Annotated in this window: 16 protein-coding genes and 1 pseudogene; all 17 read left to right on the forward strand. The window is 73.3% G+C overall.

Going from position 1 to position 25,622, the window contains the following annotated elements:
• On the forward strand, positions 1-552 hold the full coding sequence (locus ET471_RS07745; protein ID WP_129187420.1) for a NuoB/complex I 20 kDa subunit family protein: 552 nt from the start codon (positions 1-3) through the stop codon (positions 550-552).
• Positions 549-1,274 carry an NADH-quinone oxidoreductase subunit C gene (locus ET471_RS07750; RefSeq protein WP_129187422.1) on the forward strand — a complete coding sequence of 242 codons (726 nt, stop codon included), beginning with the start codon at positions 549-551 and terminating at the stop codon, positions 1,272-1,274. Before ET471_RS07745 ends, ET471_RS07750 begins: the two co-directional genes overlap by 4 nt.
• A complete protein-coding gene (locus tag ET471_RS07755; RefSeq protein ID WP_129187424.1) occupies positions 1,271-2,608 on the forward strand; it encodes an NADH-quinone oxidoreductase subunit D in 1,338 nt (445 codons plus the stop codon). The genes ET471_RS07750 and ET471_RS07755 overlap by 4 nt, the downstream gene beginning before the upstream one ends.
• Complete coding sequence (gene nuoE, locus ET471_RS07760; RefSeq protein WP_129187426.1) at positions 2,605-3,396, forward strand: NADH-quinone oxidoreductase subunit NuoE; 792 nt, start codon at positions 2,605-2,607, stop codon at positions 3,394-3,396. The genes ET471_RS07755 and nuoE overlap by 4 nt, the downstream gene beginning before the upstream one ends.
• On the forward strand, positions 3,393-4,736 hold the full coding sequence (gene nuoF / locus ET471_RS07765) for an NADH-quinone oxidoreductase subunit NuoF (RefSeq protein ID WP_129187428.1): 1,344 nt from the start codon (positions 3,393-3,395) through the stop codon (positions 4,734-4,736). Before nuoE ends, nuoF begins: the two co-directional genes overlap by 4 nt.
• A complete protein-coding gene (locus ET471_RS07770; RefSeq protein ID WP_129187429.1) occupies positions 4,736-7,321 on the forward strand; it encodes an NADH-quinone oxidoreductase subunit G in 2,586 nt (861 codons plus the stop codon). The genes nuoF and ET471_RS07770 overlap by 1 nt, the downstream gene beginning before the upstream one ends.
• The gene (nuoH, locus tag ET471_RS07775) at positions 7,318-8,640 is read left to right on the forward strand and encodes an NADH-quinone oxidoreductase subunit NuoH (RefSeq protein WP_129187431.1); all 1,323 of its coding nucleotides are present in this window, start codon (positions 7,318-7,320) and stop codon (positions 8,638-8,640) included. The genes ET471_RS07770 and nuoH overlap by 4 nt, the downstream gene beginning before the upstream one ends.
• Complete coding sequence (gene nuoI, locus ET471_RS07780; RefSeq protein ID WP_129187433.1) at positions 8,637-9,500, forward strand: NADH-quinone oxidoreductase subunit NuoI; 864 nt, start codon at positions 8,637-8,639, stop codon at positions 9,498-9,500. The genes nuoH and nuoI overlap by 4 nt, the downstream gene beginning before the upstream one ends.
• Positions 9,497-10,374, forward strand: a pseudogene (locus ET471_RS07785) (NADH-quinone oxidoreductase subunit J). Before nuoI ends, ET471_RS07785 begins: the two are co-directional and overlap by 4 nt.
• A complete protein-coding gene (gene nuoK / locus ET471_RS07790) occupies positions 10,374-10,673 on the forward strand; it encodes an NADH-quinone oxidoreductase subunit NuoK (RefSeq protein WP_129187435.1) in 300 nt (99 codons plus the stop codon). Before ET471_RS07785 ends, nuoK begins: the two are co-directional and overlap by 1 nt.
• A 14-nt stretch (positions 10,674-10,687) precedes the next feature.
• On the forward strand, positions 10,688-12,589 hold the full coding sequence (nuoL, locus tag ET471_RS07795) for an NADH-quinone oxidoreductase subunit L (RefSeq protein ID WP_129187437.1): 1,902 nt from the start codon (positions 10,688-10,690) through the stop codon (positions 12,587-12,589).
• Positions 12,590-12,604: 15 nt separating this feature from the next.
• Positions 12,605-14,185 (forward strand): NADH-quinone oxidoreductase subunit M, encoded by a 1,581-nt coding sequence (locus tag ET471_RS07800; RefSeq protein ID WP_129187439.1) that lies wholly within the window; start codon positions 12,605-12,607, stop codon positions 14,183-14,185.
• The gene (gene nuoN / locus ET471_RS07805) at positions 14,182-15,876 is read left to right on the forward strand and encodes an NADH-quinone oxidoreductase subunit NuoN (RefSeq protein ID WP_129187441.1); all 1,695 of its coding nucleotides are present in this window, start codon (positions 14,182-14,184) and stop codon (positions 15,874-15,876) included. The genes ET471_RS07800 and nuoN overlap by 4 nt, the downstream gene beginning before the upstream one ends.
• An 83-nt stretch (positions 15,877-15,959) precedes the next feature.
• On the forward strand, positions 15,960-16,904 hold the full coding sequence (locus ET471_RS07810) for a polyprenyl synthetase family protein (RefSeq protein ID WP_129190812.1): 945 nt from the start codon (positions 15,960-15,962) through the stop codon (positions 16,902-16,904).
• 141 nt (positions 16,905-17,045) lie between these two features.
• Positions 17,046-23,201, forward strand: coding sequence for a fibronectin type III domain-containing protein (locus ET471_RS07815; RefSeq protein WP_129187443.1), 6,156 nt, complete (start codon positions 17,046-17,048; stop codon positions 23,199-23,201).
• Between the two features lie 29 nt (positions 23,202-23,230).
• On the forward strand, positions 23,231-24,208 hold the full coding sequence (locus ET471_RS07820) for an AAA family ATPase (RefSeq protein ID WP_165350444.1): 978 nt from the start codon (positions 23,231-23,233) through the stop codon (positions 24,206-24,208).
• On the forward strand, positions 24,205-25,512 hold the full coding sequence (locus tag ET471_RS07825) for a DUF58 domain-containing protein (RefSeq protein WP_129187445.1): 1,308 nt from the start codon (positions 24,205-24,207) through the stop codon (positions 25,510-25,512). The genes ET471_RS07820 and ET471_RS07825 overlap by 4 nt, the downstream gene beginning before the upstream one ends.
• Positions 25,513-25,622: the final 110 nt, after the last annotated feature.

A 25,622-nucleotide genomic window follows, 5' to 3' on the forward strand; every position in this document is an offset into this window, starting at 1 on the left:
ATGGGGATCGAAGAAGCTCCGTCAGGTTTCCTCCTGACGACGATCGAGGACCTCGCGGGGTACCTCCGCAAGGCGTCGCTGTGGCCGGTGACGTTCGGCCTGGCGTGCTGCGCGATCGAGATGATGGCCGCGGGCGCGTCCCGGTTCGACCTGTCGCGGTTCGGCATGGAGGTGTTCCGCGCCTCGCCGCGCCAGGCCGACCTCATGATCGTCGCCGGCCGCGTGAGCCAGAAGATGGCCCCCGTCGTCCGGCAGGTCTACGACCAGATGAGCGAGCCCAAGTGGGTGCTCTCCATGGGCGTGTGCGCGTCGAGCGGCGGCATGTTCAACAACTACGCGATCGTCCAGGGCGTCGACCACATCGTGCCGGTGGACATCTACCTGCCCGGCTGCCCGCCGCGGCCCGAGATGCTCATCAACGCGATCCTCGCGCTGCACCAGCAGATCGCGGACTCGCCGCTGGGCGTCAACCGCAAGGAGGCCGCCGCGGCCGCCGAGGCGGCGGCGCTCGAGGCCACCCCGACGTTCGAGCTCAAGGGGCTGCTGCGATGAGCGACACCCCGCGCAGCGACGACGCCGTCGTCCCGCGCGACGCCGCGGCACCCCTCGGGTCCCGCCCCCAGGGCGAGGTGTTCGGCACCCGCGAGGGCATGTTCGGCACGGGCGGCTCGGGCGACACGTCCGGCTACGGCGGCCTCGTCGCCCCCGTCCGGTTCCCCGGCGCGAGCGAGCGCCCCTACGGCGGCTGGTTCGACGAGGCGGTCGACGTCCTCGCGGAGATCCTCGGCGACGAGTTCGGCCAGGCGGTCGAGCGCGTCGTCGTCGACCGCGACGAGCTGACCTTGTGGGTCGCGCGCGAGCACCTCCTCACGGTCGTCCGCGCGCTGCGCGACGACCAGGACCTGCGCTTCGAGCTCTCGCTCGGCGTCAGCGGCGTCCACTACCCCGACGACGCCGGCCGCGAGCTGCACGCCGTCTACCACCTCACCTCGGTGACGCACGGCCGCCGCCTGCGCCTCGAGGTCGCCACGCCCGACGCCGACCCGCGCATCCCGTCGACGACGTCGGTGTACCCGACGAACGACTGGCACGAGCGCGAGACGTTCGACTTCTTCGGCATCGTCTTCGACGGGCACCCGGGCCTGGCCCGCATCGAGATGCCCGACGACTGGCCGGGCCACCCGCAGCGCAAGGACTACCCGCTCGGCGGCATCCCGGTGGAGTACAAGGGCGCGACGGTGCCGCCCCCCGACACGCGACGGAGCTACGCATGAGCACCTTCCACGCCACCCGGCCGGCCGACGAGGCCATGCCCGCCGGCGCGGCGTTCTTCGAGGCCTCGGGCGGCGACTGGGACGAGATCGCCCGCGAGGTCGTCGGCGAGGAGCGCATCGTCGTCAACATGGGCCCGCAGCACCCGTCCACGCACGGCGTGCTGCGCCTCATGCTCGAGATCGACGGCGAGACGGTCACCGAGGCCCGCGCGGGCGTCGGCTACCTGCACACCGGCATCGAGAAGAACATGGAGTTCCGCACCTGGACGCAGGGCACCACGTTCTGCACCCGGATGGACTACCTGGCCCCGTTCTTTCAGGAGACCGCGTTCTGCCTGGGCGTCGAGAAGCTGCTCGGCATCACCGACGACGTGCCGGCGCGGGCGTCCGTCATCCGCGTGCTGATGATGGAGCTCAACCGCATCGCCTCCCACCTGGTGTGCCTCGGCACGGCCGGCAACGAGATGGGCGCCACCACGGTGATGACCATCGCGTTCACGGCGCGCGAGGAGATCCTGCGGGTCTTCGAGGCGGTGACGGGCCTGCGCATGAACCACGCGTACGTCCGCCCCGGCGGCGTCGCGCAGGACGTGCCCGAGGGCACCACCGACCAGGTGCGCAAGGCCGTCCCGCAGGTCAAGCACTACCTGCGCCAGCTCGGCGACCTCATGCTGGCCAACCCGATCTTCAAGGCCCGCCTGGTCGGCACGGGGTCGCTCAACCTCGCCGGCTGCATGGCCCTGGGGATCACCGGCCCGGTGCTCCGCTCCGCGGGCCTGCCGTACGACGTGCGCAAGGCGTTCCCGTACTGCGGCTACGAGACGTACGACTTCGACGTCCCCGTCTCCGACAACGCCGACTGCTATGACCGCGTCGTGCTGCGCATCGAGGAGTGCTACCAGTCGCTCAAGATCGTCGAGCAGACCCTCGAGCGCCTGGACGCCACGACCGGAGAGCCCGTCATGGTCGCCGACAAGAAGATCGCCTGGCCCGCCCAGCTCGCCGTCGGCGGCGACGGCCAGGGCAACTCGCTCGAGCACATCAAGACGATCATGGGCACCTCGATGGAGGCCCTGATCCACCACTTCAAGATCGTGACCGAGGGCTTCCGCGTCCCGGCCGGGCAGGTGTGGCAGACCGTGGAGCACCCCCGCGGGGAGCTCGGCGTCCACGTCGTGTCCGACGGCGGCACGCGGCCGTACCGGGCGCACTTCCGCGACCCGTCGTTCAACAACCTCCAGGCCGTGTCGGTGATGTGCGAGGGCGGCCAGGTGGCCGACGTCGTCGTCTCCGTCGCGTCCCTGGACCCCGTGCTCGGAGGTGTGGACCGATGACGTACGACGCTTCGACTCTCGCGTCCCTGAGGTCTGACGCCGAGGCCATCGTCGCGCGCTACCCCGACCCGCGGTCGGGGCTGCTGCCGATGCTGCACCTGGTGCAGTCGGTGGACGGCTACGTCAGCCCGGACGGCATCCGGTTCTGCGCCGAGCGGCTGGAGCTGACGCCGGCCGAGGTCAGCGCGGTCGCCACGTTCTACACGCAGTACAAGCGGCACCCCAACGGCACCTACACGGTGGGCGTCTGCACCAACACGCTCTGCGCGATCATGGGCGGGGACGCGATCTTCGACGAGCTGAGCGAGCACCTCGGCGTCGGGCACGACGAGACCACTGACGACGGCGCGATCACCCTCGAGCGCGTCGAGTGCAACGCGGCCTGCGACTACGCGCCGGTGATGATGGTCAACTGGGAGTTCTTCGACAACCAGACGCCGGAGTCGGCGACGGCGGTCGTGGACGACCTCCAGGCGGGCATGCCCGTCGCACCGACCCGCGGCGCGCACAGCGTCTGCTCGTTCAAGGCGATGAGCCGCGTGCTCGCCGGGTTCCCCGACGGGCGCGCGAACGAGGGCGGCCTCGCGGGCGCGCCCACGCTGGCCGGCCTGAAGGTGGCCCGTGAGAACGGCTGGACGGCCCCCGCGCCCCTGGCCGCCGCCGCGGGCGCGGACGGCACCGCCGAGGGCACGCCCGCCGCGGGCGAGGGCACGCCCGCCGCGGGCGAGCCCGGCTCGAGCGCCGAGCGCAAGCCCCTCACTCCCACCGACAAGGGAGGGTCGAAGTGACACCCCTGACCCCCGTCCTCACGGACACCTGGGACAAGGACCGCTCCTGGTCGCTGGAGACGTACGTCGCCACGGCCGACGGGTACGCGGGCCTGCGCAAGGCCCTGACCATGAACCCGGCCGACATCGTCACCGCCGTCAAGGAGTCCGGCCTGCGCGGCCGCGGCGGCGCAGGCTTCCCGACGGGCCTCAAGTGGAGCTTCCTGCCCCCCGACGACGGCAAGCCGCGCTACCTCGTGGTCAACGCGGACGAGTCCGAGCCGGGCACCTGCAAGGACATCCCGCTGATGATGGCCAGCCCGCAGCACCTCGTCGAGGGCGTGGCGATCACGAGCGTCGCGATCAACTGCCACCACGCGTTCGTGTATGTGCGCGGCGAGGTGCTCCACGTCTACCGCCGTCTGCTGAACGCGGTGCAGGAGGCGTACGACGCCGGCTACCTGGGCAAGAACATCCTGGGCAGCGGCTACGACCTCGACGTCACCGTGCACGCCGGGGCGGGCGCCTACATCTGCGGCGAGGAGACGGCGCTGCTCGACTCGCTCGAGGGCCGCCGCGGCCAGCCGCGCCTCAAGCCGCCGTTCCCCGCCGTCGAGGGCCTCTACGCCCGGCCCACGGTGGTCAACAACGTCGAGTCGATCGCCTCGGTCCCCGCGATCATGCGCAACGGCGCCGCGTGGTTCGCGAGCATGGGCACCGAGAAGTCGCAGGGCATGGGCCTGTTCTCGCTGAGCGGCCACGTGACGAGGCCCGGCCAGTACGAGGCCCCGCTCGGCATCACGCTGCGCGAGCTGCTGGACATGGCGGGCGGCATCCGCGAGGGGCACCGGATCAAGTTCTGGACGCCGGGCGGCTCGTCCACCCCGATGTTCACCGACGCCCACCTCGACGTGCCGCTCGACTACGAGTCGGTCGGAGCGGCCAAGTCGATGCTCGGCACGCGCGCCCTCCAGATCTTCGACGAGACCACGTGCGTGGTGCGCGCCGTGAGCCGGTGGATGGACTTCTACGCGCACGAGTCGTGCGGCAAGTGCACCCCGTGCCGCGAGGGCACCTTCTGGCTCAAGCAGGTGCTGGCCCGGGTCGAGAACGGCGGCGGCGTCGACGCGGACATCGACCTCATGGTCGACCTGTGCGACAACATCCTCGGCCGCGCGTTCTGCGCGCTGGGCGACGGCGCCACCTCACCCGTGACCAGCTCGATCGAGCTGTTCCGTGACGAGTACCAGGCGCACATCGACAACCACGGGTGCCCCTTCGACCCGGTGCGGTCGGCGCTCTTCGACTACACGCCCAAGCAGAGGACCGGCCTGCTGGCCGGAGCGGCGGGAGGCCACTGATGACTGCGACCGCGGACACGACCACGGGCGCCCCCGCCCCGGTGGAGACGGTCACGCTCACCATCGACGGCATCCAGGTCACCGTGCCCCGGGGCACCCTGGTGATCCGGGCGGCCGAGCAGCTCGGCATCGAGATCCCGCGGTTCTGCGACCACCCGCTGCTCGAGCCCGTCGGCGCGTGCCGGCAGTGCCTCGTCGAGGTGGCCACGCCCGGCCCCGACGGCAGCATGCGCCCGATGCCCAAGCCGCAGGCGTCCTGCACGCTCGAGTCGACCGCGGGCATGGCCGTCAAGACGGCGTCGACGTCGCCCGTCGCCGACAAGGCGCAGGAGGGGGTCATGGAGCTGCTGCTCATGAACCACCCCCTCGACTGTCCCGTCTGCGACAAGGGCGGCGAGTGCCCCCTGCAGAACCAGGCCATGACAAACGGCCGCCCCGAGTCGCGGTTCATCGACGTCAAGCGCGTGTTCGAGAAGCCCATCCCGGTGTCGACCGAGATCCTGCTCGACCGCGAGCGCTGCGTCCTGTGCCAGCGCTGCACGCGCTTCAGCGACGAGATCGCGGGCGACGCGTTCATCGCCCTGCAGAAGCGCGGCGCGGCCCAGCAGATCGGCCGGTTCGACGTCGACGTGCTCGGCTTCGCGAGCGAGGGTGGCGTGGTCGCCGAGGCGACCGCCTTCGAGGGCGCGCAGACGCCGGACGGCATCCCGTTCGCGTCGTACTTCTCGGGCAACACCATCCAGATCTGCCCGGTGGGAGCGCTCACCAACGCCTCGTACCGGTTCCGGGCCCGCCCGTTCGACCTCGTCTCGACGCCGGGCGTCTCGGAGCACGACTCGTCGGGCGCGGCGATCCGCGTCGACCACCGCCGCGGCACCGTGATGCGGCGCCTCGCGGGGGAGGACCCCGTGGTCAACGAGGAGTGGATCACCGACAAGGACCGCTTCGCGTTCCAGTGGCAGTCGGCCCCCGACCGCATCACCACCCCCCTCGTCCGGGAGGCCGACGCGGACGGGACGAGCGCGCTGCGCCCGGCCTCCTGGGTCGAGGCCCTGGAGCTCGCGGCCGAGGGCCTCGCCGCGGCGAAGGAGCAGGGCGGCGTCGGCGTCCTGCCCGGCGGCCGCCTCACGCTCGAGGACGCGCACGCCTGGTCCCGGTTCGCCCGCACCGTGCTCGGCACCGACGACGTCGACCAGCGCGCCCGCGTGCACTCCGCGGAGGAGGCCGCGTTCCTCGGCCACGCCGTCGCCGGCACCGGCATCGGCGTCACCTTCGGCGACCTGGAGAAGGCGCCGCTCGTGCTGCTCGCCGGCCTGGAGCCGGAGGAGGAGGGCGGCTACCTCTTCCTGCGGCTGCGCAAGGCGGTCCGCCAGGGCGGCCTGCGCGTCCTGGGACTCGCGCCCTTCGCCAGCCGCGGCCTCGAGCGCCTGCACGGCACGCTGCTCGCGTCCGCCCCCGGCCGCGAGGCCGAGTGGCTCGGCGCCGTCGCCGCCAAGGCGACCGGCGACCTGCTGCCGGCCGACCTGCCGGCCGACGACGCGCAGGCCATCGCCGACGCGGCGGCCGGGCTCGCCGAGCCGGGCGCCGTGATCCTCGTGGGCGAGCGCCTCGCCGGCGCCCCCGGCGCGTACACCGCGGCGCTGGCCCTGGCCGCGGCGACCGGTGCCCGCCTGGCCTGGGTGCCGCGTCGCGCGGGAGAGCGCGGCGGCGTCGAGGCCGGCCTGCTGCCGGGCCTGCTGCCCGGCGGTCGCCCGCTCGCCGACGCCCGCGCGCGGGCCGAGGTGGCCGCGGCGTGGGGCGTCGACGAGGCCTCGCTGCCCGCCGGCCCCGGCCGCGACCTGGCCGGCATCCTCCAGGACCTCGAGGCCGGCACGCTCGGCGGCGCCCTGGTGGGCGGCCTCGAGCTCGCCGACCTCCCCGACCCGGCGGCCGCCCGCCGCGCCCTCGCCAGGGCGGGCTTCGTGGTGAGCCTCGAGGTCCGGGCGTCCGAGGTGACCGAGATCGCCGACGTCGTCCTGCCCGTCGCCCCGCCCGTCGAGCGGGCCGGCGCCTGGGTGAGCTGGGAGGGCCGCGTGCGCTCCTTCCCGCAGGCGCTCGAGTCGGCCGCGCTGCCCGACCACCGCGTGCTCGCGCAGCTCGCCGAGTGGGCCGGTGCGCCCTTCGACCCCGCGCCCGAGCTCGGCCCGTGGGCCGGCGACCGCGTCCCCGCGCCCACCGCGACGGCGGAGGCCGTGCCGCGCATCGAGCCCGGCACCGCCGTCCTCGCCTCGTGGCACCTGCTGCTCGACGACGGCGCCCTCCAGGACGGCGAGCCGCACCTGGCCGGCACCGCGAAGCGGCCGATCGCCCGGATGAGCGCGGCCACCGCGGCGGCCGTCGACGTGTTCGACGGCGACGAGGTCACCGTCTCCACCGACCGCGGGTCGCTGACGCTGCCCGTGATCGTCACCGAGATGGTCGACCACGTCGTCTGGCTGCCGCTGGCCAGCAAGGGCTGCCGCGTCCACGACACGCTCGGCGTCGCTCCCGGCGACGTCGTGACGGTCCAGGCCGGATCGGCCGCTTCGCACGGAGGTGCCGCATGATCCCCGGGGTCCACGCGGACTTCAGCAACGACAACGGTTGGACGTTCCTCGTCAAGGCCGTCCTCATCCTCGTGTTCCTGCTGGTCAGCGTGCTCATCGCCATCTGGTTCGAGCGCAAGGTCGTCGGCCGCATGCAGGTGCGCCCCGGCCCGAACGTGCACGGCCCGTTCGGCCTGCTCCAGTCCCTCGCCGACGCCATGAAGCTCCTGCTCAAGGAGGACATGAACGTCACCGCGGCCGACCGGATCGTCTACCTGCTCGCGCCGATGATCTCGGTGTTCTGCTCGCTGCTGGTGTTCGCCGTCGTGCCGTTCGGGCCGTCGGTGCGGCTGCCCTGGACCGACTGGTCGACGCCGGCGCAGCTCACCGACTTCCCCGTCGCGGTGCTGTACGTGCTGGCCTGCGCCTCGGTGGGCGTCTACGGCATCGTGCTCGGCGGCTGGTCGTCGGGCTCGACGTACCCGCTGCTCGGCTCGGTGCGCTCCACCGCGCAGGTGATCTCCTACGAGCTGGCCATGGGCCTCTCGCTCGTCTCGGTGTTCATCCTGTCGGGCTCGATGTCGACGTCGATGATCGTCGAGCAGCAGACCACGCGGTGGTTCTTCATCCCGCTGCTGCCGGCGTTCGTCGTCTACGTCATCTCGATGATCGGCGAGACCAACCGCCTGCCGTTCGACCTCCCCGAGGCCGAGGGCGAGCTCGTGTCCGGCTACATGACCGAGTACTCGTCGATGAAGTTCGCCTGGTTCTTCCTGGCGGAGTACATCAACATGCTCAACGTCTCGGCCGTGTGCGCCACGCTCTTCCTCGGCGGGTGGCGTGCCCCCTGGCCGCTCAGCGCGATCAACGACGGCATGCTCAACGAGGGCTGGTGGCCGATCCTCTGGTTCCTGGCCAAGGTCTGGATCCTGATGTTCGTGTTCGTGTGGGTGCGCGGCACGCTGCTGCGCCTGCGCTACGACCAGTTCATGGTGTTCGGCTGGAAGGTGCTCATCCCGGTCGCGCTGGGCTGGCTGGTGCTGCTCGCCGTGCTCCAGTACGTGCGCCTCGGCGAGGGCGTGGGGACGGGCTCGCTCGTCACCGTGCTCGTCGTCGTCGGGCTCGTGCTCGTCGCCCTGATCACGTTCTGGCCCGAGAAGCGCAGACCCGAGGAGCCGGCGACGGTGGCGTTCGACGCGCACGCCCACGGCTACCCCGTGCCCCCGCTGCCGGGCCAGACCCTCCCGCCGTCGCCGCGCGCCCACCGCCGGCCCGTCACCGTGGACGCCACCGTCGTGTCGGACGACGCGTCCGCAGCCCCCGAGGAGGGAACCCGATGAGCGACTACCAGCCGCTGCGGCCCCAGGCGAAGGGGCCGATCGGCAAGCTGCTCGCCCCCGTCGCGGGGTTCGGCGTGACGCTCGGCTCGATGTTCCGCCCGACGGTCACCGAGCAGTACCCCTTCGAGAAGGTGCCGCCCGCGAAGCGCTACCACGGCCGCCACCAGCTCAACCGGTACGCCGACGGCCTCGAGAAGTGCATCGGCTGCGAGCTGTGCGCCTGGGCGTGCCCCGCCGACGCCATCTACGTCGAGGGCGCCGACAACGCCGACGTCCTCGTCGAGACCGGGGGCGGGCAGGTCAGCCCCGGCGAGCGGTACGGCCGCGTCTACCAGATCAACTACCTGCGCTGCATCTTCTGCGGGCTCTGCGTCGAGGCGTGCCCCACGCGCGCCCTGACGATGTCGAACGACTTCGAGCTCGCCGGCCCCACGCGCGCCGGGATGATCTACGAGAAGCAGGACCTGCTGGCCCCCGTGGCCGAGGGCGCCCTCGCGGGCCCGCACCCCATGGTCACGGGCACCACGGACACCGACTACTACCAGGGCAAGGTCACCGCGCCCACGGCGGACCAGGTGGCCTGGGTGCGCGAGCACCGCCCCGACGACGCGACCCTCGAGGCGGCCACCGCGGTCGTCGAGGGCACACGCCCCGCGCCCGCGCCGACCGTGCACACGCTGCGCCCGCCGGCCACCAAGGCCACGGCCACCCGGGAGGCCGCCCGCGGCGGGCACGCCGGCGAGCTCACCCACGACACGCCGGGCGGCCCGCTCTCGGCCGCGCTCGACGCGGCCGGGTCCACCGCCCGCGCGGCCGCGACCGCCGGACCCGGCCAGACAGGAAACGGAGGCATCCGATGACGACGACCGGCGGCGAGGCCGCCCTCTTCGGCATCATCGCCCCGCTCATGGTGATCGCCGCGCTCGGCCTGCTGTTCGCCAAGCGCGCCGTGCACGCCGCCATGTGCGTCGTGTTCGTGATGATCAGCCTGGCGATCCTCTACGTGGCCAACGAGGCGCCGTTCCTCGGCATCGTGCAGGTGGTCGTCTACACCGGCGCGGTCATGATGCTCTTCCTCTTCGTGCTCATGCTCGTCGGCGTCGACGCGGCGGACTCCCTCACGGAGACCATCAGGGGCAGCGCTGGATCGGCGTCCTGTTCGGCCTCGGCCTGCTCGTCGTGCTGCTCGGCGTCGTCTCCGCCAGCGACCTGCCCGCCGCCATCGGGCTCGACCTGGCCAACGCGCAGACCAACCCCACCGGGCTGGCCGGCATCCTGTTCGGCAAGTACGTCATCGGCATGGAGGTCATCGGCGTCCTGCTGGTGACCGCGGCGCTCGCGGGCCTGGTGCTCACGCACCGGCAGCGCCTGGGCGCCCGCCGCACGCAGCGCACGATGGCGGCCGAGCGCGTCGCCGGGCTGGCCGAGGGCACGATCCTCACGCCGCTGCCGGCCCCGGGCGTCTACGCGCAGAACAACGCGATGGACACCCCCGCGCTCGGGCCTGACGGGCACCCCCTGGAGCACTCGGTGCCCCGCGTGCTGCGCATCCGCGGCCAGCAGCGCACGGCCGCCGAGGTGCTCGGCGCCGAGGAGACCCTGCGGGCCCGCCTGGGCCTGCCCGCCGTCGCCACGGCCGAGGCCGACACCAGCGGCGAGCTGCTGGAGTCGCTCGAGAGCGACGACGTGGTGGCACCCCCCGTGCCCGGCGACGACGAGGAGGCGCGGGACTGATGCCCGTCACCAACTACCTGATCCTCGCGGTGATCCTGTTCGCCATCGGGGCGACCACGGTGCTGCTGCGCCGCAACGCCATCGTCGTGTTCATGGGCATCGAGCTCATGCTCAACGCGACCAACCTGGCGTTCGTCACCTTCGCGCGCATCCACGGCGACCTCACGGGGCAGGTGCTCGCCTTCTTCGTCATGGTCGTGGCCGCCGCCGAGGTGGTCGTGGGCCTCGCGATCATCGTGACGATCTTCCGTACCCGCCGCTCGGCCTCGGTCGACGACGTCAATCTTCTGAACGGCTGAGGGGGAGTACGACCATGCAGACCTTGGGTCTCGCACCCTGGCTCGTCGGGTTCCCGCTGGTCGGGGCCGCGGTCCTGCTGCTGGGCGGGCGCCGCCTGGACCGCTGGGGGCACTGGCTCGGCGTGCTCGCCTCGACTGCGAGCTTCGGCGTCGGGCTGGCGCTGCTGCTCGGCCTGCTGGGGCAGGCGGCCGACGACCGCGTCCACGTGACCTCGCTCGGCACGTGGATCGAGGCGGGCCCCCTGACCCTCGACGCGGCGTTCCGGGTCGACCCGTTGTCGCTGACGTTCGTGCTGCTCGTGACGTTCGTGGGCACGCTCATCCACGTGTACTCCGTGGCCTACATGGAGCACGACAAGGACCGGCGGCGGTTCTTCGCCTACCTCAACCTGTTCGTCGCGGCGATGCTGCTGCTCGTCCTCGCCGACTCGTTCCTGCTGCTGTTCGTCGGCTGGGAGGGCGTGGGCCTGGCCTCGTTCCTGCTCATCGGGTTCTGGGACCACAGGATCGAGAACTCGGTGGCCGGCAAGAAGGCCTTCGTGATGAACCGCGTGGGCGACATGGGCCTCATCGTGGCGATGATGCTCATGGTCTGGCAGTTCGGCTCGGTCTCGTTCGAGGACGTGCTCGGCGGGGCGAGCGGCCTCCAGCAGGGCGCGGCCACCGCCATCGGGCTCATGCTCCTGCTGGCCGCGTGCGGCAAGTCGGCGCAGTTCCCGCTCCAGGCATGGCTCGGCGACGCCATGGCCGGTCCGACGCCGGTGTCGGCGCTCATCCACGCGGCCACCATGGTGACCGCGGGCGTGTACCTGCTGGTGCGCAGCCACGCGATCCTCGAGGCCGCCCCCACGGCCCAGCTCGTCGTCGTCATCGTCGGCGCGGTCACCCTGGTCTTCGGGGCCGTCGTCGGCTGCGCGAAGGACGACATCAAGAAGGCCCTGGCGGCGTCGACCATGAGCCAGATCGGCTACATGATGCTCGCCGCGGGCCTCGGCCCGGTCGGCTACGCGTTCGCGATCTTCCACCTGGTGACGCACGGCTTCTTCAAGGCCGGGCTGTTCCTCGGCGCCGGCTCTGTCATGCACGCCATGGACGACTCGGTGGACATGCGCCGGTTCGGCGGGCTGTCGCGCGCGCTGCCGGTCACGGCGGTCACGATGGGCCTGGGCTGGCTCGCCATCCTGGGCGTGCCGCCGTTCTCGGGCTTCTGGTCGAAGGACAAGATCATCGAGGCCGCGTTCGTGGGCGAGGGCTGGCGGCCGTGGGTCTTCGGCATCGTCACGCTCGTCGGCGCGGGCATCACGGCCTTCTACATGTCGCGCCTGTTCTTCATGACCTTCGCGGGCCGGCGCCGCTGGGCCGCCACCGCGGACGGTCACGAGCCGCACCCGCACGAGGCGCCCGCGCTCATGACGTGGCCCATGATCGTCCTGGCGATCGGCTCCGTGGCCCTGGGCGGGTTCCTGACCCTGGGCAGCCGCTTCACCACCTGGCTGGAGCCGGTCACGGGCCACGCCGAGCACCACGAGCCGGTGCTGCCGGTCCCCGTGCTCATGACGCTAACGCTGCTGCTCGTCGCGCTGGGCGTCTGGCTCGCGTTCCGCCAGTACGCGATCGCGGCCGTGCCCGTCGAGGCGCCGCGGTCGAACGTGCTGGTGCGCGCCGCGCGCCGGGACCTGTACCAGGACCCCGTCAACGAGGCCGTGGCGATGCTGCCCGGCCAGGTGGTCACGCGCACCCTCGTCTACGCCGACCGCGCCGCGGTGGACGCCTCGGCCCTGCAGCTCGCCTCCGGCGTGCGCAGGGCGGGCGACGTGCTGCGCAAGGCCCAGAACGGTTACGTCCGGACCTATGCGGCCACGTCGCTCGGAGGCCTGCTCGTGGTCGCCGCCGTCGTGTGGGCCCTGGCCGGCTGAGGAAGGACGACGACGATGTTCCCCTGGTTGACCGCCCTCATCGTGTGGCCGCTCCTGGCCGCGCTGGCCACCGCGCTGACCGGCCGTGGGCGCGCGGGCGCGACCGGCAGCGCCGGGCAGGCCCGCACCGTGGCCCTCCTCGGCTCCCTGGTCGAGGTCGGCCTGGCCGTCGGCGCGTTCGTCGCGTTCGACACCGCGCGGGCCGCCGAGCACCAGCTGCTCGAGACGCACTCGTGGATCCCGAGCATCGGCGCGAGCTACGCCGTCGGCGTCGACGGCGTCGGGCTGCTGCTCGTGGGCCTGTCCGTGGGCCTCGTGCCGCTCGTGATCCTCGCGGCGTGGAAGGAGCAGGGCGGGGACCTCGGCCGCCTGCGCAAGTACCTGGCCGTCGTACTGGTGCTGCAGTCGTTCATGGTCGCCGTGTTCGCGGCGCGGGACGTCTTCTTCTTCTACGTGCTGTTCGAGGCCATGCTCATCCCCGTCTACTTCCTCATCGGCGGGTTCGGGCAGGGCGCGCAGCGTCGCTACGCCGCGGTGAAGTTCCTCATCTACTCGCTCGCCGGCGGCCTCGTCATGCTCGTGGCCGTCATCGCCCTGTACCTGCAGGTGCCGGCCGCGGACCGCGGGCCGCAGACGTTCCTCACCGAGAACCTCACCGGCCTGGACCTCGGCACCACCGCGGGCCGCCTGATGTTCGCCGCGTTCTTCCTCGCGTTCGCCATCAAGGCGCCCATGGTGCCGGTGCACTCGTGGCTGCCCGACGTCGCCGAGAACGCGACCCCGGGCACGTCGACCCTGCTGATCAGCGTGCTGGACAAGGTGGGCACGTTCGGGATGCTCACGCTGTGCCTGCCGCTGTTCCCGGAGGCGTCGCGCTGGGCCGCGCCGTTCGTGGTGATCCTCGCGGTGGTCTCGATCCTGTACGGCGCGATCCTCGCCATCGGGCAGACCGACCTGCTGCGCCTGGTCGGCTACACCTCGGTGTCCCACTTCGGGTTCATCATCCTGGGCATCTTCACGTTCACCTCGACGGGCACCGCCGGGTCGAGCCTCATGATGCTCAACCACGGCATCTCCACCGGGGCGATGTTCCTCGTCGCGGGGTTCGCGATCGCGCGGCACCCGGAGCGCAGCCAGCGGATCGCCGACTACGGCGGCCTGCGGCTCGTCGCGCCCGTCCTGGGCGGCACGTTCCTCGTCGCGGGCCTGAGCCTCGCGTCGCTGCCCGGCCTGTCGACGTTCGTCTCCGAGATCCTCGTGTTCCTCGGGGTGTTCTCGGCCGTGCAGTGGGCGGCGGTCGTCGCCGTCCCGGCGGTCGTGCTCGCCGCGGTCTACGTGCTGCTGACCTACCAGCGCATGTTCACCGGGGCGGTCGCCCCGAGCGTCGCGGACGCCCGGGACCTCGACGCGCGCGAGCGCACCGTCGCCGGCGTGCTCGTGGCGCTGCTGCTCCTGCTCGGCTTCGTGCCCAGCCTCGGCCTGCGCTATGTCGACGCCCCCGCGTCGACGACGATCGAGCAGGTCGGCCACGACGACCCGCCCCCCGTGCTGGGCGCGGCCCCCGCATCGACGACTCCTGAGGAGGTCGCGGCGTGAACGACTTCATCCCGCCCCACATCGACTGGGCGGCCGTCTCGCCCGTGCTGATCGTGCTGGGTGCCGGCGTCGTCGGCGTGCTCGTCGAGGCGTTCGTGCCGGCGCGGGCCCGCCGCACGGTGCAGCTCGTGCTGTCGCTCGGCGCGCTGGCCGGGGCCGTCGTCGCCGTCGCGCTGCTGTGGGAGACCGTGCACGACCACGCGCTCCTCGTCGTCGGCGACAGCTACGACCTGACGCCCTTCGGGCTCGGCATCCAAGGGATCGTCGCGATCCTCGCGTTCCTCGCCGTGCTCGTCATGGCGGACCGCAGCAGCGGCCAGGACGCGTTCGCGCCCACGGCCGCCGCCGTGCCGGGCAGCCGGTACGAGGAGGAGGCCCGCCGCGCGGGCCTCCAGCAGACGGAGGTCTTCCCGCTCACGCTGTTCTCCACGGGCGGCATGCTGCTGTTCGCCGCCACGGACGACCTGATCATCCTGTTCATCGCCCTCGAGGTGCTGAGCCTGCCGCTCTACGTGCTGTGCGCCACGGCGCGGCGGCGTCGCCTGCTCAGCCAGGAGGCGGCGTTCAAGTACTTCCTGCTGGGCGCGTTCGCCTCCGCGCTGACGATCTTCGGCATCGCGCTGCTGTACGGCTTCGCGGGCTCCGTACACCTGCCGGTCATCGCGGACGCCCTCGCGGGCCGCGGCGACACCCCGCTCCAGGGCCTGCACGTGCTGGCCGTCACGGGCATCCTGCTCGTCAGCGCCGGGCTGCTGTTCAAGGTGGGCGCTGCCCCGTTCCACACATGGACGCCCGACGTCTACACGGGCGCGCCGACGCCGGTCACGGGCTTCATGGCGGCCTGCACCAAGGCCGCCGCCTTCGGCGCCCTCGTGCGCGTGCTCTTCTACCTGGGCCAGGGCTTCGACGCCCCCACCCGGCACGAGGTCCAGGTGCTGCTGTGGGCCGTCGCGCTCCTCACGATGGCGATCGGCACGATCGTCGGCGTGGTGCAGACGGACATCAAGCGCCTGCTCGCGTACTCGTCGATCGCCCACGCGGGCTTCGTCCTCGTGGCCCTCGTCGGCTTCGCCGAGCCGGGCGCGGGCGCGGTGCTGTTCTACCTGCTGGCCTACGGCCTGGCGACCGTCGGCGCGTTCGCGGTGGTGGGCCTGGTGCGCGAGCGCCTCGCCACGGGCGCGGGCGAGGCGGACGCCGTCATCCTGGGCGAGGCGACGCACCTCGCCCAGTGGGCGGGCATCGGCCGCAAGGCGCCGTGGCTCACCGCGGCGTTCGCGCTCTTCCTGCTGTCGATGGCGGGCATCCCGCTCACCGCCGGCTTCATCGGGAAGTTCCAGGTGTTCTCCGCGGCCGTCGACGCCGGGGCGTGGCCCCTGGCGCTCGCGGGCGTGATCGCCTCCGCCGTGGCCGTGTTCTTCTACGTGCGGATCATCGTGCTCATGGTTCTGACACCGGCGGCCGACGCGGCGGTGGAAGGCCACGACGGCGGCGCCGCGGCGCCCGTCCCGGGCGAGGGGACGGGCACGCTCACGCAGGCCCGGCCCGTGGCCCGGGCGGTCGTGACGGTCATGACCGGGTGGGGTCCGGCGACGGTCGTGGTGACGCTGTGCGCGATCGGCGTCATCCTGCTCGGCGTGCTGCCGTCGTGGGTTCTCGATCTGGCCGCCGGGGCGGTTAAGTTCGTCCCGTGAGTCCCACAGGTTCCACCTCCGCGTCCTCCGCGCTGGCCTTCCCGCTGTCCGACCCGGCTCTGGCGGCGCGGCTTGCCGAGCGGATGGCCGCCGTCGAGGCCGCGCTCGCCGACGCGGTCGCGATCGCGGACCCGCTGGCCGACGACGTCGCCCGGCACCTCGTCGCGGCCGGCGGCAAGCGGCTGCGCCCGTTCCTCACGCTCCTCACCGGGGAGCTGGGCGACGGGGCGCGGCCCGAGCTGGTGGACGCCGCCATCGTCGTCGAGCTGACGCACCTCGCGTCGCTCTACCACGACGACGTCATGGACTCCGCGCCGCTGCGGCGCGGGGCGCCGAGTGTGCACTCGGTGTGGGGCAACTCGGTGGCGATCCTCGTCGGCGACCTGCTGTTCGCGCGGGCCTCGTCGCGCGTCGCGAGCCTCGGCCCCGAGGCGGTGCTGCTCCAGTCGGCCACGTTCGAGCGCCTGTGCCTGGGCCAGCTCCACGAGACCACCGGTCCCGCCGGGGACGAGGACGCCGTCGCGCACTACCTCCAGGTCCTGGCGGACAAGACGGCGTCGCTGCTGGCGACGTCCGCGCGGTTCGGCGCGTGGTTCGGCGGGGCGCCGGACGAGCAGGTCGAGATCGTGGCCGGGTACGGCGAGAAGGTCGGCATCGCGTTCCAGCTCGCCGACGACGTGCTGGACCTCGCCTCCACGGGCGACGAGTCGGGCAAGACGCCGGGCACGGACCTGCGCGAGAAGGTGCCGACGATGCCGGTGCTGCTGCTGCGCCGGCGCGTCGCCCGCGGCGAGGCGTCCGCCGCCGACGCGGCGCTGCTCGCCGCGCTCGACGGCGACCTGACGAGCGACGAGACGCTGGCCGACGTCGTCGGGCGGCTGCGCGCGCACGACGTGCTGACCGAGACGCGCGAGCTCGCCGCGCGGTATGCGCGGGAGGCGGCGGCCGAGCTCGCCCCGCTGCCCGAGGGTCCCGTGCGCGAGGCGCTGGAGGCGTTCGCGACGGCCCTGGCGCACCGCGCCGCCTGACCCCGACCGGGCGGACAGCCCGGTCTCTGCCCGCGCTGTCCGCATTTCGAGCGTTCTACCAGGCAGTTCGGACATATCCGGTGCCCCGGCTACCCTGTGGCGTGCCGCGGGGACGATCGCCCCGCGCCAACAGGGGGGCGCATGGCAACGCCGGGTGCAGGGACCGGGGCTCGCAAGACGGTGGCGGCGTCGACGGCGCTCGCCGTCGCCGTGGCCGGGCTGGTAGCTGCTGCCGTGCTCTGGGACGGCGAGGCCCAGGCCGAGGTGGAGCTCAACGACTCGGGCGTGTGGGTCAGCAACGCCTCCGCGGGCCTCCTCGGCCGCTTCAACACCCAGTCGCAGGCCCTCGACGGCACCCTGCTGGCGAGCTCCTCGACGTTCGAGCTCCAGCAGGACGCGCAGCAGGTGCTCATGCTCGAGCCGAGCACGGCGTCGGCGTCGTCGGTCGACCCCGTGCACCTGGCCCTCGGCCCGGCGATCGTGGCGCCCGAGCACGCGCTCGTCGTGGCCGGCGGCGAGACCGTGGCGATCCTCGACCGCGACGACGGCAAGCTGTGGGTGCTCCCGTTCGCCTCCGCGGCGAGCTTCGACGCCGACGAGCTCGACCCTGTGCTCGACGCCGACGGCGCCACCGCCCTCGCGGTGTCCCGCGCGGGCACCGTGCTCGTCGCCGTCCCGGGCGACGACGGCGCGCTCTACCGCGTCCCGACCACGTCGACGGGCACGCCGCGCGAGCCCGAGCGGTCGGGGCTGGACGCCGCCGCGGGCCACGACCTCCAGGTCTCGGCCGCGGGGGACCGGGCCGTCGTGCTCGACCGCACCGCCGGCACGCTGCTGCTGCCGGGCGGCACGACCGTCACGATCGACGACGCCGCCGAGGCGCAGCTCCAGCAGCCGTCCCTCGACGACGATGTCGTCCTCGTCGCGACGCCGTCGGGGCTCGTCTCGGCGCCGGCCGGCGGCGGCGACCCGCAGGTGCGCCGGGCGAGCGGCCTGCCCGCGGCCCCCGTGCGCCTCGACGGCTGCTCGTACGGCGCCTGGTCGCAGACCGGCCAGGTGCTGCGCGACTGCGAGGGCAGCGGCGACGACGTCGACAAGCGGCTCGACGGCCTCGGGGCCGACTCCCGCCTCGCCTACCGCGTCAACCGGCACGCGATCGTGCTCAACGACCTCGCCGCCGGCACCCTGTGGATGGCGGCGTCGGACTACGAGCTGGTCGACGACTGGGACCAGACGACGCCGAAGGACGCGGAGGGCGAGGAGTCCGAGTCGGACCAGACGACGCCCGAGCTGGTGGACCAGCTCGTCGCGGACCGGTCCCAGCCCAACCGTCCGCCGGTCGCCAACCCCGACGACCTCGGGGTCCGCGCGGGCCGCTCGACCGTGCTCGACGTGCTGCGCAACGACTCCGACCCCGACGGCGACGTCATCACCGCCACGGTGGACCAGGCCCCGGACGCGGTGCCCGTGGTGCCGGTGCTGGGCGGCGCGGCGCTCCAGGCGCAGGTGCCCGCCGACGCGGCGGGGGTCGTGTCGTTCGGCTACACCGTCTCCGACGGGCGCGCGGGCGGCACCGCGCAGAGCACCGTGCAGCTGCGCGTCGTGCCACCGCAGGAGAACGACCCGCCGGTGCAGACGGGCGAGCCCGTGCTCACGGTCGGCCGCGGCGGCACCGCCACGATCGACGTGCTGCCGTACTTCCGCGACCCCGACGGCGACTCGATCGTGCTCGACAGCGCGACGACGGGAGACGCCGCCGACGAGGTGCGGTTCCGCCCCGACGGCACCGTGACGCTGCGCGACGGCGGCGGCGCGACGGGCCGCAAGATCGTCGACGTCACGGTCTCCGACGACCGCGGCCTCACCGTGCAGGGCAGGCTGCTGGTCGACGTCGTCGCCGAGCAGGTGCCGCCCGTGCCGGGCCAGGACCACGTCACCGTGCTGGCCGGCCAGGCCGTCACCGTCGAGCCGCTGCTCAACGACACCGACCCCAACGGCGACCCGCTGCGCCTGGTCTCCGTGGCGGAGCAGGCGCCCGCGACCGTCACGCCGAACTACGCGACGGGCACGTTCCGGTTCGTCAGCCCGGAGCCGGGCTCGTACGGCCTGACCTACCAGGTCAGCGACGGCCCGTCGGCGTCGACGGGGCTGGTGCGCGTCGACGTCGTCGCCCCGCCGGGCGCGGGCGGCGACCCGGTCGCCGTCGGCGACCAGGTGCTGCTGCCCGCGGGCGGCCGGGCGCTCGTCGACGTGCTGGCCAACGACACCGACCCCGCGGGCGGCGTGCTCGTGGTCCAGAGCGTCCAGGTGCCGCCCGACGCCGGGATCACGGTCGCCGTGCTGGCCCACCAGGTGCTGCGCGTGACCGAGACGCGGCGCCTGACCGGCCCGGTCACCGTGACGTACACCGTCTCCAACGGCGAGCGCGTCGCCACGGGTGAGCTGCGCGTCGTCCCCATCCCCGAGCCCGACCGCCTGCGGCCGCCGGACGCCCAGCCGGACGAGGTCACCGTGCACACGGGCGACGTCGTCACGGCCCGCGTGCTGGCCAACGACACCCACCCGGACGGCCTGGAGCTCGCGCTCGCCCCCGAGCTCGTCGAGCAGCCGGAGGAGGAGCTGGGCGAGGCGTTCGTCGCGCAGGACACCGTGCGCTTCAAGGCGGCCGCCACCGCGGGCACGGCCCACCTCGTCTACGAGGTCGTCGACCCCAACGGGCAGAAGGACGCGGCCCAGGTCACGGTCCGGGTCCTCGGCGGCGAGGAGAACGCGGCCCCGCTGCTGCCCGACGCCACCGCGCGCGTCATCGCCGGCGGCACCGTGCGGATCACCCCGCCGCTCGAGGGCTCCGACCCCGACGGCGACCTCGTGACCGTCGACCAGATCGCCTCGACGGCGAGCCTGGGCACGGCGACCGTCGTCGACGGCCTCGTCGAGTACACCGCCGACGCGACGGCCGCCGGCGTCGACACCTTCACGTACCGCGCCGTCGACACGCGCGGCGCGACGGCGATCGGCACGGTGCGCGTCGGCATCGCGCGGCCGTCCGGGACGAACCAGCCGCCCGTGGCCGTCGACGACGCCGTGCGCGTGCGGCCGGGCCGCACGGTCGCGATCGACGCCGTGGCCAACGACTCGGACCCCGACGGCGACCGCGTCGGCCTCGTGCCCGGGTCCGTCGAGGGCGGCTCGGAGCTCGACCCCCAGGTGGTCGACGGCAGGCTCGTCGTCAAGGTGCCCGGAGACGCCGGGGTCCACACGATGTTCTACGGCGTCGAGGACACCTTCGCGGCCCGCGCGACGGGCGCCGTGACCGTGGACGTCGACCCCGAGGCGCCGCTGCTCGCCCCCGTCGCGCACGACGACGTCGTGACGAGCACGGACGTCACGGGCGCCGAGGTGACGGTCGACGTCCTGGCGAACGACGCCGACCCGGACGGCACCGCCGAGGACCTGACGGTCACGGTCGACGACGCCGCGAAGGCCGCGGGCGTCCACGTCACGGACGCCGGTGCCCTCGTCGTGCCGCTGACCCCGCGCTCGCAGGTGCTCACCTACACCGTGACCGACGCCGACGGGCTGACCGCGCGTGCGTTCGTCCGGGTGCCGCGCGACGGCGTCGCCCCGCGCCTGCGCGACGGCCTCGACCTGCGCGTCGAGCAGGGCAAGGACCTGCCGCTCGACCTCGCGGACGTCGTCGTCGTCGCGGCCGGGCGCACCGCGCGCCTCGTCGACGAGAACGAGGTCAAGGCCGTCCCTGGCGCCGTCCAGGTCCAGGACGCGACGCACCTGACCTACACCCCGCCCGCGGATCACGTGGGCCCGGCCACGCTCAACCTCGAGGTCACCGACGGCACGAGCGCCGACGACGTCGACGGGCGCCGGGCCGTGCTGACCGTCCCCATGACGGTCGTGGCCCCCGCCAACCTGCCGCCCGTGCTCACGGGGCGGCCGGTCATCGAGGTCGCCCCCGGGGAGGAGGCGACGGTCGACGTCGCCCGGTTCGCGTCCGACCCCGACGGCGACCCGCTGTCCGTCGAGGTCACCGGGGCCGTGGACGGCCTGACGACGACGGTCGCGGGCACGCGCGTGACCGCGCAGGCCGACGTGGCCCTGCCCAAGGGCAGCCAGCTCCAGGTGCCCGTGCGCATCTCCGACGGCGTCACGGCACCCGTCGACGCCCAGGTGGGCGTCACGGTCGTGGCGTCCACGCGCCCGCTCGTCGTCGCGAACGACGACACCGTCGACGACGCCCACCAGGGCAAGGCCGTCACGGTCCCCGTGCTCGCCAACGACGCCAACCCGTTCCCGGGCAAGGACCTGACGCTCCTGTCTGCCGCCGTCGAGACCGGCGTCGGGACCGTGCGGACCGAGGGCGACAAGGTGGTCGTCACGCCCGACCAGGACTTCGTCGGCCGCATGGTGGTGCGCTACCGCGTGCAGGACGCGACGAAGGACCCCGACCGCGAGGTCGAGGGCCGCGTCCAGCTCACGGTGCTCGGCCGCCCCGAGGCGCCGCGCGCGCCCGTCGTCGAGGAGGTGCGCTCGAAGACCGTGGTGCTCTCCTGGGAGCCGCCCGTCGACAACGGGTCGCCCATCACCGGCTACACCCTGACGAGCAGCAAGGGCGACACGCGCGAGTGCGCCGCGACCACGTGCACCATCGATGGGCTCACCAACGACGTGACCTACACGTTCACCGTGACGGCGACGAACGACGTCGGCACGTCGAGCTCGTCGCCCGCCTCGGCCGAGGCGCGCCCCGACGAGGCGCCCGACGCCCCGGCGCCGCCCGTGCTCGCCTTCGGCGACAAGAGCCTGACCATCACGTGGGTCAACAAGACGTACACGGACCGGTCGGCCATCCAGTGCGTGGACCTGGAGATCTCGCCCGCCCCGGCGTCCGGCGCGGTGCAGAAGCCGTGCGTCACGGGGACGTCGACCACGTGGACCGGGCTGGAGAACGGCACGGGCTACACCGTGCGGGTCCGGGCCAAGAACGCGGCGCCCGACCCGTCCGAGTGGAGCGCGGAGTCGGCGCCCATGGTGCCGGCCGCCCCGCCGGCCGCCCCGGCGACGCCGACGGCGACCAACGCGAACACGTCGCTCGGCGGGCAGGTCAAGGTCACGTGGGTCGCGCCCGCGACCAACGGGGACGCGATCAAGGGCTACCAGGTGACCGCCTACGACGGGAGCACCGTCGCCGCCCAGACGCCCGCCGTCGGCACCTCGGGCGCCGTGCTGGGCACGGCGACGACCTACACGTTCACCGGCCTCCAGGACCTCAAGAGCTACACCTTCACCGTGACCGCCACGAACAAGGCGGGGACGTCGCCGGCCTCGCCCCGCTCGGCGGCCGTGCCCGCGTACGGCACGCCCGACAAGGTGGCCGGCGCGAGCGCGAAGATCGTCGCGGGCTCGACGTCGGGCCAGGCGACCGTGAGCTGGCCCGGGCTGAGCGCAGCCGCGTTCCACGGCACCGGCGGGTACTACAAGGTGCGGGTCGCGGGCACGACCGCGACCCGGAACGCCTCGGACACCTCCTTCGTGTGGACCGGCCTGACGAACGGCACGGCGTACACGTTCGAGGTCGTGGCCTGCAACGACAACATCTGCAGCACGGCGTGGACGGCGACACCGACCGCGGTCACGCCGTACACGACCCCGACGGCACCGGGCCTCGCCTACGGGCGGACCGGGACCACGACGGGCCGGTTCACCACGTCCGCCCCGTCGAGCGACGGCGGCTCGACGCTCCGCTCGTACGAGTGGGACGTCAACGGCGCGGTCTCGTCGGGCGGCGTCGGCGGCTCGCTCGACGTCGGCACCGGGTACGACCAGACGTTCAAGGTGCGCGTGCGCGCGGTCAACGACGCCGGTCCGGGACCGTGGTCGGGCTACGTGACCGGCAAGACCGACCCGAACCCGAACGACATGCAGGTGTCGATCACGCGGGGCGGCAGCCAGGACGCGAACCGGAACTGCTTCCGGCCGGGCACGGGGACCTGCTGGGACATCACCGTGCACGTGTCGAACGCGCAGCCGAACGCCACCGTCTACTGGGGCTGCTGGACCACCGAGCACTGGGACTCCGCCGTGCCGCCCGGGATGAACGCGGACTCACGTCAGTTCGAACCGGCCTGGTCCGGCTACAACGCCGGGGAGACGACGAACGCGAGCGGTGCGGTCAGCTTCACGCCCTGCATGGGGCTGTCGGGCAACGAGGACTACTGGGTCGTCGTCCGCAAGTTCGACGGCACCCAGAACTCCATCTCCTCGAACCGCCTGCGCTGGTGACCATGACCACGACCCCGGAGGACGCACAGATGAGCACGACCATGACCGCGGAGCAGGCCACCTGGTTCGCGCAGACCTTCGACCGCCTCGTCGGCAACGTCGGCCAAGCGCTGCTCGGCAAGGCCGACGTGGTGCGTCTCGCGTTCACCTGCATGCTCGCCGAGGGGCACCTGCTGCTCGAGGACGCCCCCGGCACGGGCAAGACGTCGCTGGCGCGCGCCATGGCGGCGAGCGTCCAGGGCACGAACACGCGCATCCAGTTCACGCCGGACCTGCTGCCCTCCGACGTCACGGGCGTGACGATCTACGACCAGAAGACCGGCCGCTTCGACTTCCACCAGGGCCCCGTGTTCGCGTCGATCGTGCTGGCCGACGAGATCAACCGCGCCTCGCCGAAGACGCAGTCGGCGCTGCTGGAGGTCATGGAGGAGGGCCGCGTCACGGTCGACGGCGTGCCCCACTCCGTGGGCCGCCCGTTCATGGTCATCGCCACGCAGAACCCCATCGAGCAGGCCGGCACCTACCGCCTGCCGGAGGCGCAGCTCGACCGGTTCCTGATGAAGACGTCGGTGGGCTACCCCGACCGGGCGTCGACCGTCGAGATCCTCTCGGGCTCCGCCGTGCGCGACCGCTCCACGGCGCTCACGCCGATCGTCACGACGCAGGCCCTCGCCGAGATGGCCGACCTCGCGGCGTCCACGTACGTCGACACCGCCGTGCTCGAGTACGTCTCGCAGCTCGCGGAGGAGACGCGCGAGGCGCCCGAGGTCCGTGTCGGTGTCTCCGTGCGCGGCGCGCTCGCGCTCGTGCGCTGCGCGAAGGTGTGGGCGGCCGCGCACGGGCGCCACTACGTGCTCCCGGACGACGTCAAGGAGCTCGTGCACCCCGTGTGGGCGCACCGCTTCACGCTCGACCCCGAGGCCGAGTTCGCCGGCGCGACCGCCGACGCCGTGCTCGGTCGCATCGTCTCGACGGTGGCCGCGCCCCAGGAGAAGGCCCGCGTATGAGCGAGGGGGTCCGGGCGTCGCGTCTGCGGACGGGACGCCGCGCGCTGCCGGCGCCGTTCGCGCGCGTGCTCGGACGGGCCGCCGCGCCGGCGCGGTCGGCCAGGCGGGCCGGAGGCGTCCTCGCCGCGGCGGCGCGCCGCGGGTGGGAGCCGGTCGGCGCGGTCGTCAGCCCGTACGGCGTCGCCGCCGTCGTCGTCGCGCTCGCGGCGTGGGCCGCGGGGCTCGCGTACTCGTGGCTGGAGGTGCTGGTCGTCGCGGTGCTGCTCACCGCGAGCCTCGCCGCGGCCGTCGTGTTCGTGCTCGGCACGTTCCGGTACACGGTCGACCTCGGCCTCGCGACGCGGCGGGTCACCGTGGGGGACCGCGCCGTCGGGCGGCTCGTCGTGGGCAACGCCTCGGCGCGGGCGCTGCTGCCGTCGGTCATGGAGGTGCCCGTGGGGCTGGGCTCCGCGGCGTTCCCCGTGCCGCGCCTGCGGCCCGGCGCCGAGCACGAGGAGGTCTTCACGATCCCCACGCGCCGCCGCTCGGTCATCGTGGTCGGCCCGGTCCGCTCGGTGCGTGCCGACCCGCTCGGCCTGCTGCGCCGCGCCGTGACGTGGTCGCAGCCGCAGGAGCTCTTCGTGCACCCGGTGGTCAAGAGCCTCGCCGGCTCGTCGACGGGCTTCCTCAAGGACCTCGAAGGGCGTGCGACGCAGGACATCTCGAGCTCCGACGTCTCGTTCCACGCCCTGCGCGACTACGTCCCGGGCGACGACCGCCGCCACATCCACTGGAAGACGACGGCCCGCACGGGCCAGCTCATGGTCCGCCAGTTCGAGGAGACCCGCCGCTCGCACCTCGCGGTGATGCTCTCGACGCGCACGGCCGACTACGCCGACGGCGAGGAGTTCGAGCTCGCGGTGAGCGTCTGCGGCTCGCTCGGCCTCCAGGCCATCAAGGAGGACCGCGGCGTGACCGTGCTCGTCAACAGCGGCTCGCTGCGGGGCGACCACCGCACGCGCCTGCTCGACGACCTCGCCCGCGTGGAGCTCTCGCCGTCGAAGGCGCGGCTGGCCGACGTCGCCCGCGTCGCCGCGGCGACCGTCGCCGACGCCTCCGTCGTCGCGTTCGTCGTCGGCAGCGGCGTCCCGCCGGCGGAGCTGCGCGCCGCGTCCGCCCGGCTGCCGCAGGACGTCTCGGTCATGGCCCTGCAGTGCGTGCCGGGCGCCGTGATGAGCAAGCACAGCATCGCGGAGCTGACCGTCCTCACGCTCGGCAGCCTCGGCGAGCTGCCCCTGGCGATGCGACGGCTGGCCGACGCATGAGCACTCCCACGACCATGGAGACGGGTACGGAGACGGGTACCGGGACGAGCGCCGGGAGCGCTGCCCGCGGCACGACGCGCGCGTCGCGGCGCGTGCGCGGCGTCAGCGGC

Origin of the sequence: Xylanimonas protaetiae (genome assembly GCF_004135385.1) — a bacterium.
In the GTDB taxonomy this organism is placed as follows: domain Bacteria; phylum Actinomycetota; class Actinomycetes; order Actinomycetales; family Cellulomonadaceae; genus Xylanimonas; species Xylanimonas protaetiae.

What these genes read in the sequence shown, in the direction of transcription:
- ET471_RS07745 (WP_129187420.1), top strand. Translation starts at nt 1, where the DNA reads ATGGGGATCGAAGAAGCTCCGTCAGGTTTCCTCCTGACGACGATCGAG.
- ET471_RS07750 (WP_129187422.1), top strand. Translation starts at nt 549, where the DNA reads ATGAGCGACACCCCGCGCAGCGACGACGCCGTCGTCCCGCGCGACGCC.
- ET471_RS07755 (WP_129187424.1), top strand. Translation starts at nt 1,271, where the DNA reads ATGAGCACCTTCCACGCCACCCGGCCGGCCGACGAGGCCATGCCCGCC.
- nuoE (WP_129187426.1), top strand. Translation starts at nt 2,605, where the DNA reads ATGACGTACGACGCTTCGACTCTCGCGTCCCTGAGGTCTGACGCCGAG.
- ET471_RS07770 (WP_129187429.1), top strand. Translation starts at nt 4,736, where the DNA reads ATGACTGCGACCGCGGACACGACCACGGGCGCCCCCGCCCCGGTGGAG.
- nuoH (WP_129187431.1), top strand. Translation starts at nt 7,318, where the DNA reads ATGATCCCCGGGGTCCACGCGGACTTCAGCAACGACAACGGTTGGACG.
- nuoI (WP_129187433.1), top strand. Translation starts at nt 8,637, where the DNA reads ATGAGCGACTACCAGCCGCTGCGGCCCCAGGCGAAGGGGCCGATCGGC.
- nuoK (WP_129187435.1), top strand. Translation starts at nt 10,374, where the DNA reads ATGCCCGTCACCAACTACCTGATCCTCGCGGTGATCCTGTTCGCCATC.
- nuoL (WP_129187437.1), top strand. Translation starts at nt 10,688, where the DNA reads ATGCAGACCTTGGGTCTCGCACCCTGGCTCGTCGGGTTCCCGCTGGTC.
- ET471_RS07800 (WP_129187439.1), top strand. Translation starts at nt 12,605, where the DNA reads ATGTTCCCCTGGTTGACCGCCCTCATCGTGTGGCCGCTCCTGGCCGCG.
- ET471_RS07810 (WP_129190812.1), top strand. Translation starts at nt 15,960, where the DNA reads ATGGCCGCCGTCGAGGCCGCGCTCGCCGACGCGGTCGCGATCGCGGAC.
- ET471_RS07815 (WP_129187443.1), top strand. Translation starts at nt 17,046, where the DNA reads ATGGCAACGCCGGGTGCAGGGACCGGGGCTCGCAAGACGGTGGCGGCG.
- ET471_RS07820 (WP_165350444.1), top strand. Translation starts at nt 23,231, where the DNA reads ATGAGCACGACCATGACCGCGGAGCAGGCCACCTGGTTCGCGCAGACC.
- ET471_RS07825 (WP_129187445.1), top strand. Translation starts at nt 24,205, where the DNA reads ATGAGCGAGGGGGTCCGGGCGTCGCGTCTGCGGACGGGACGCCGCGCG.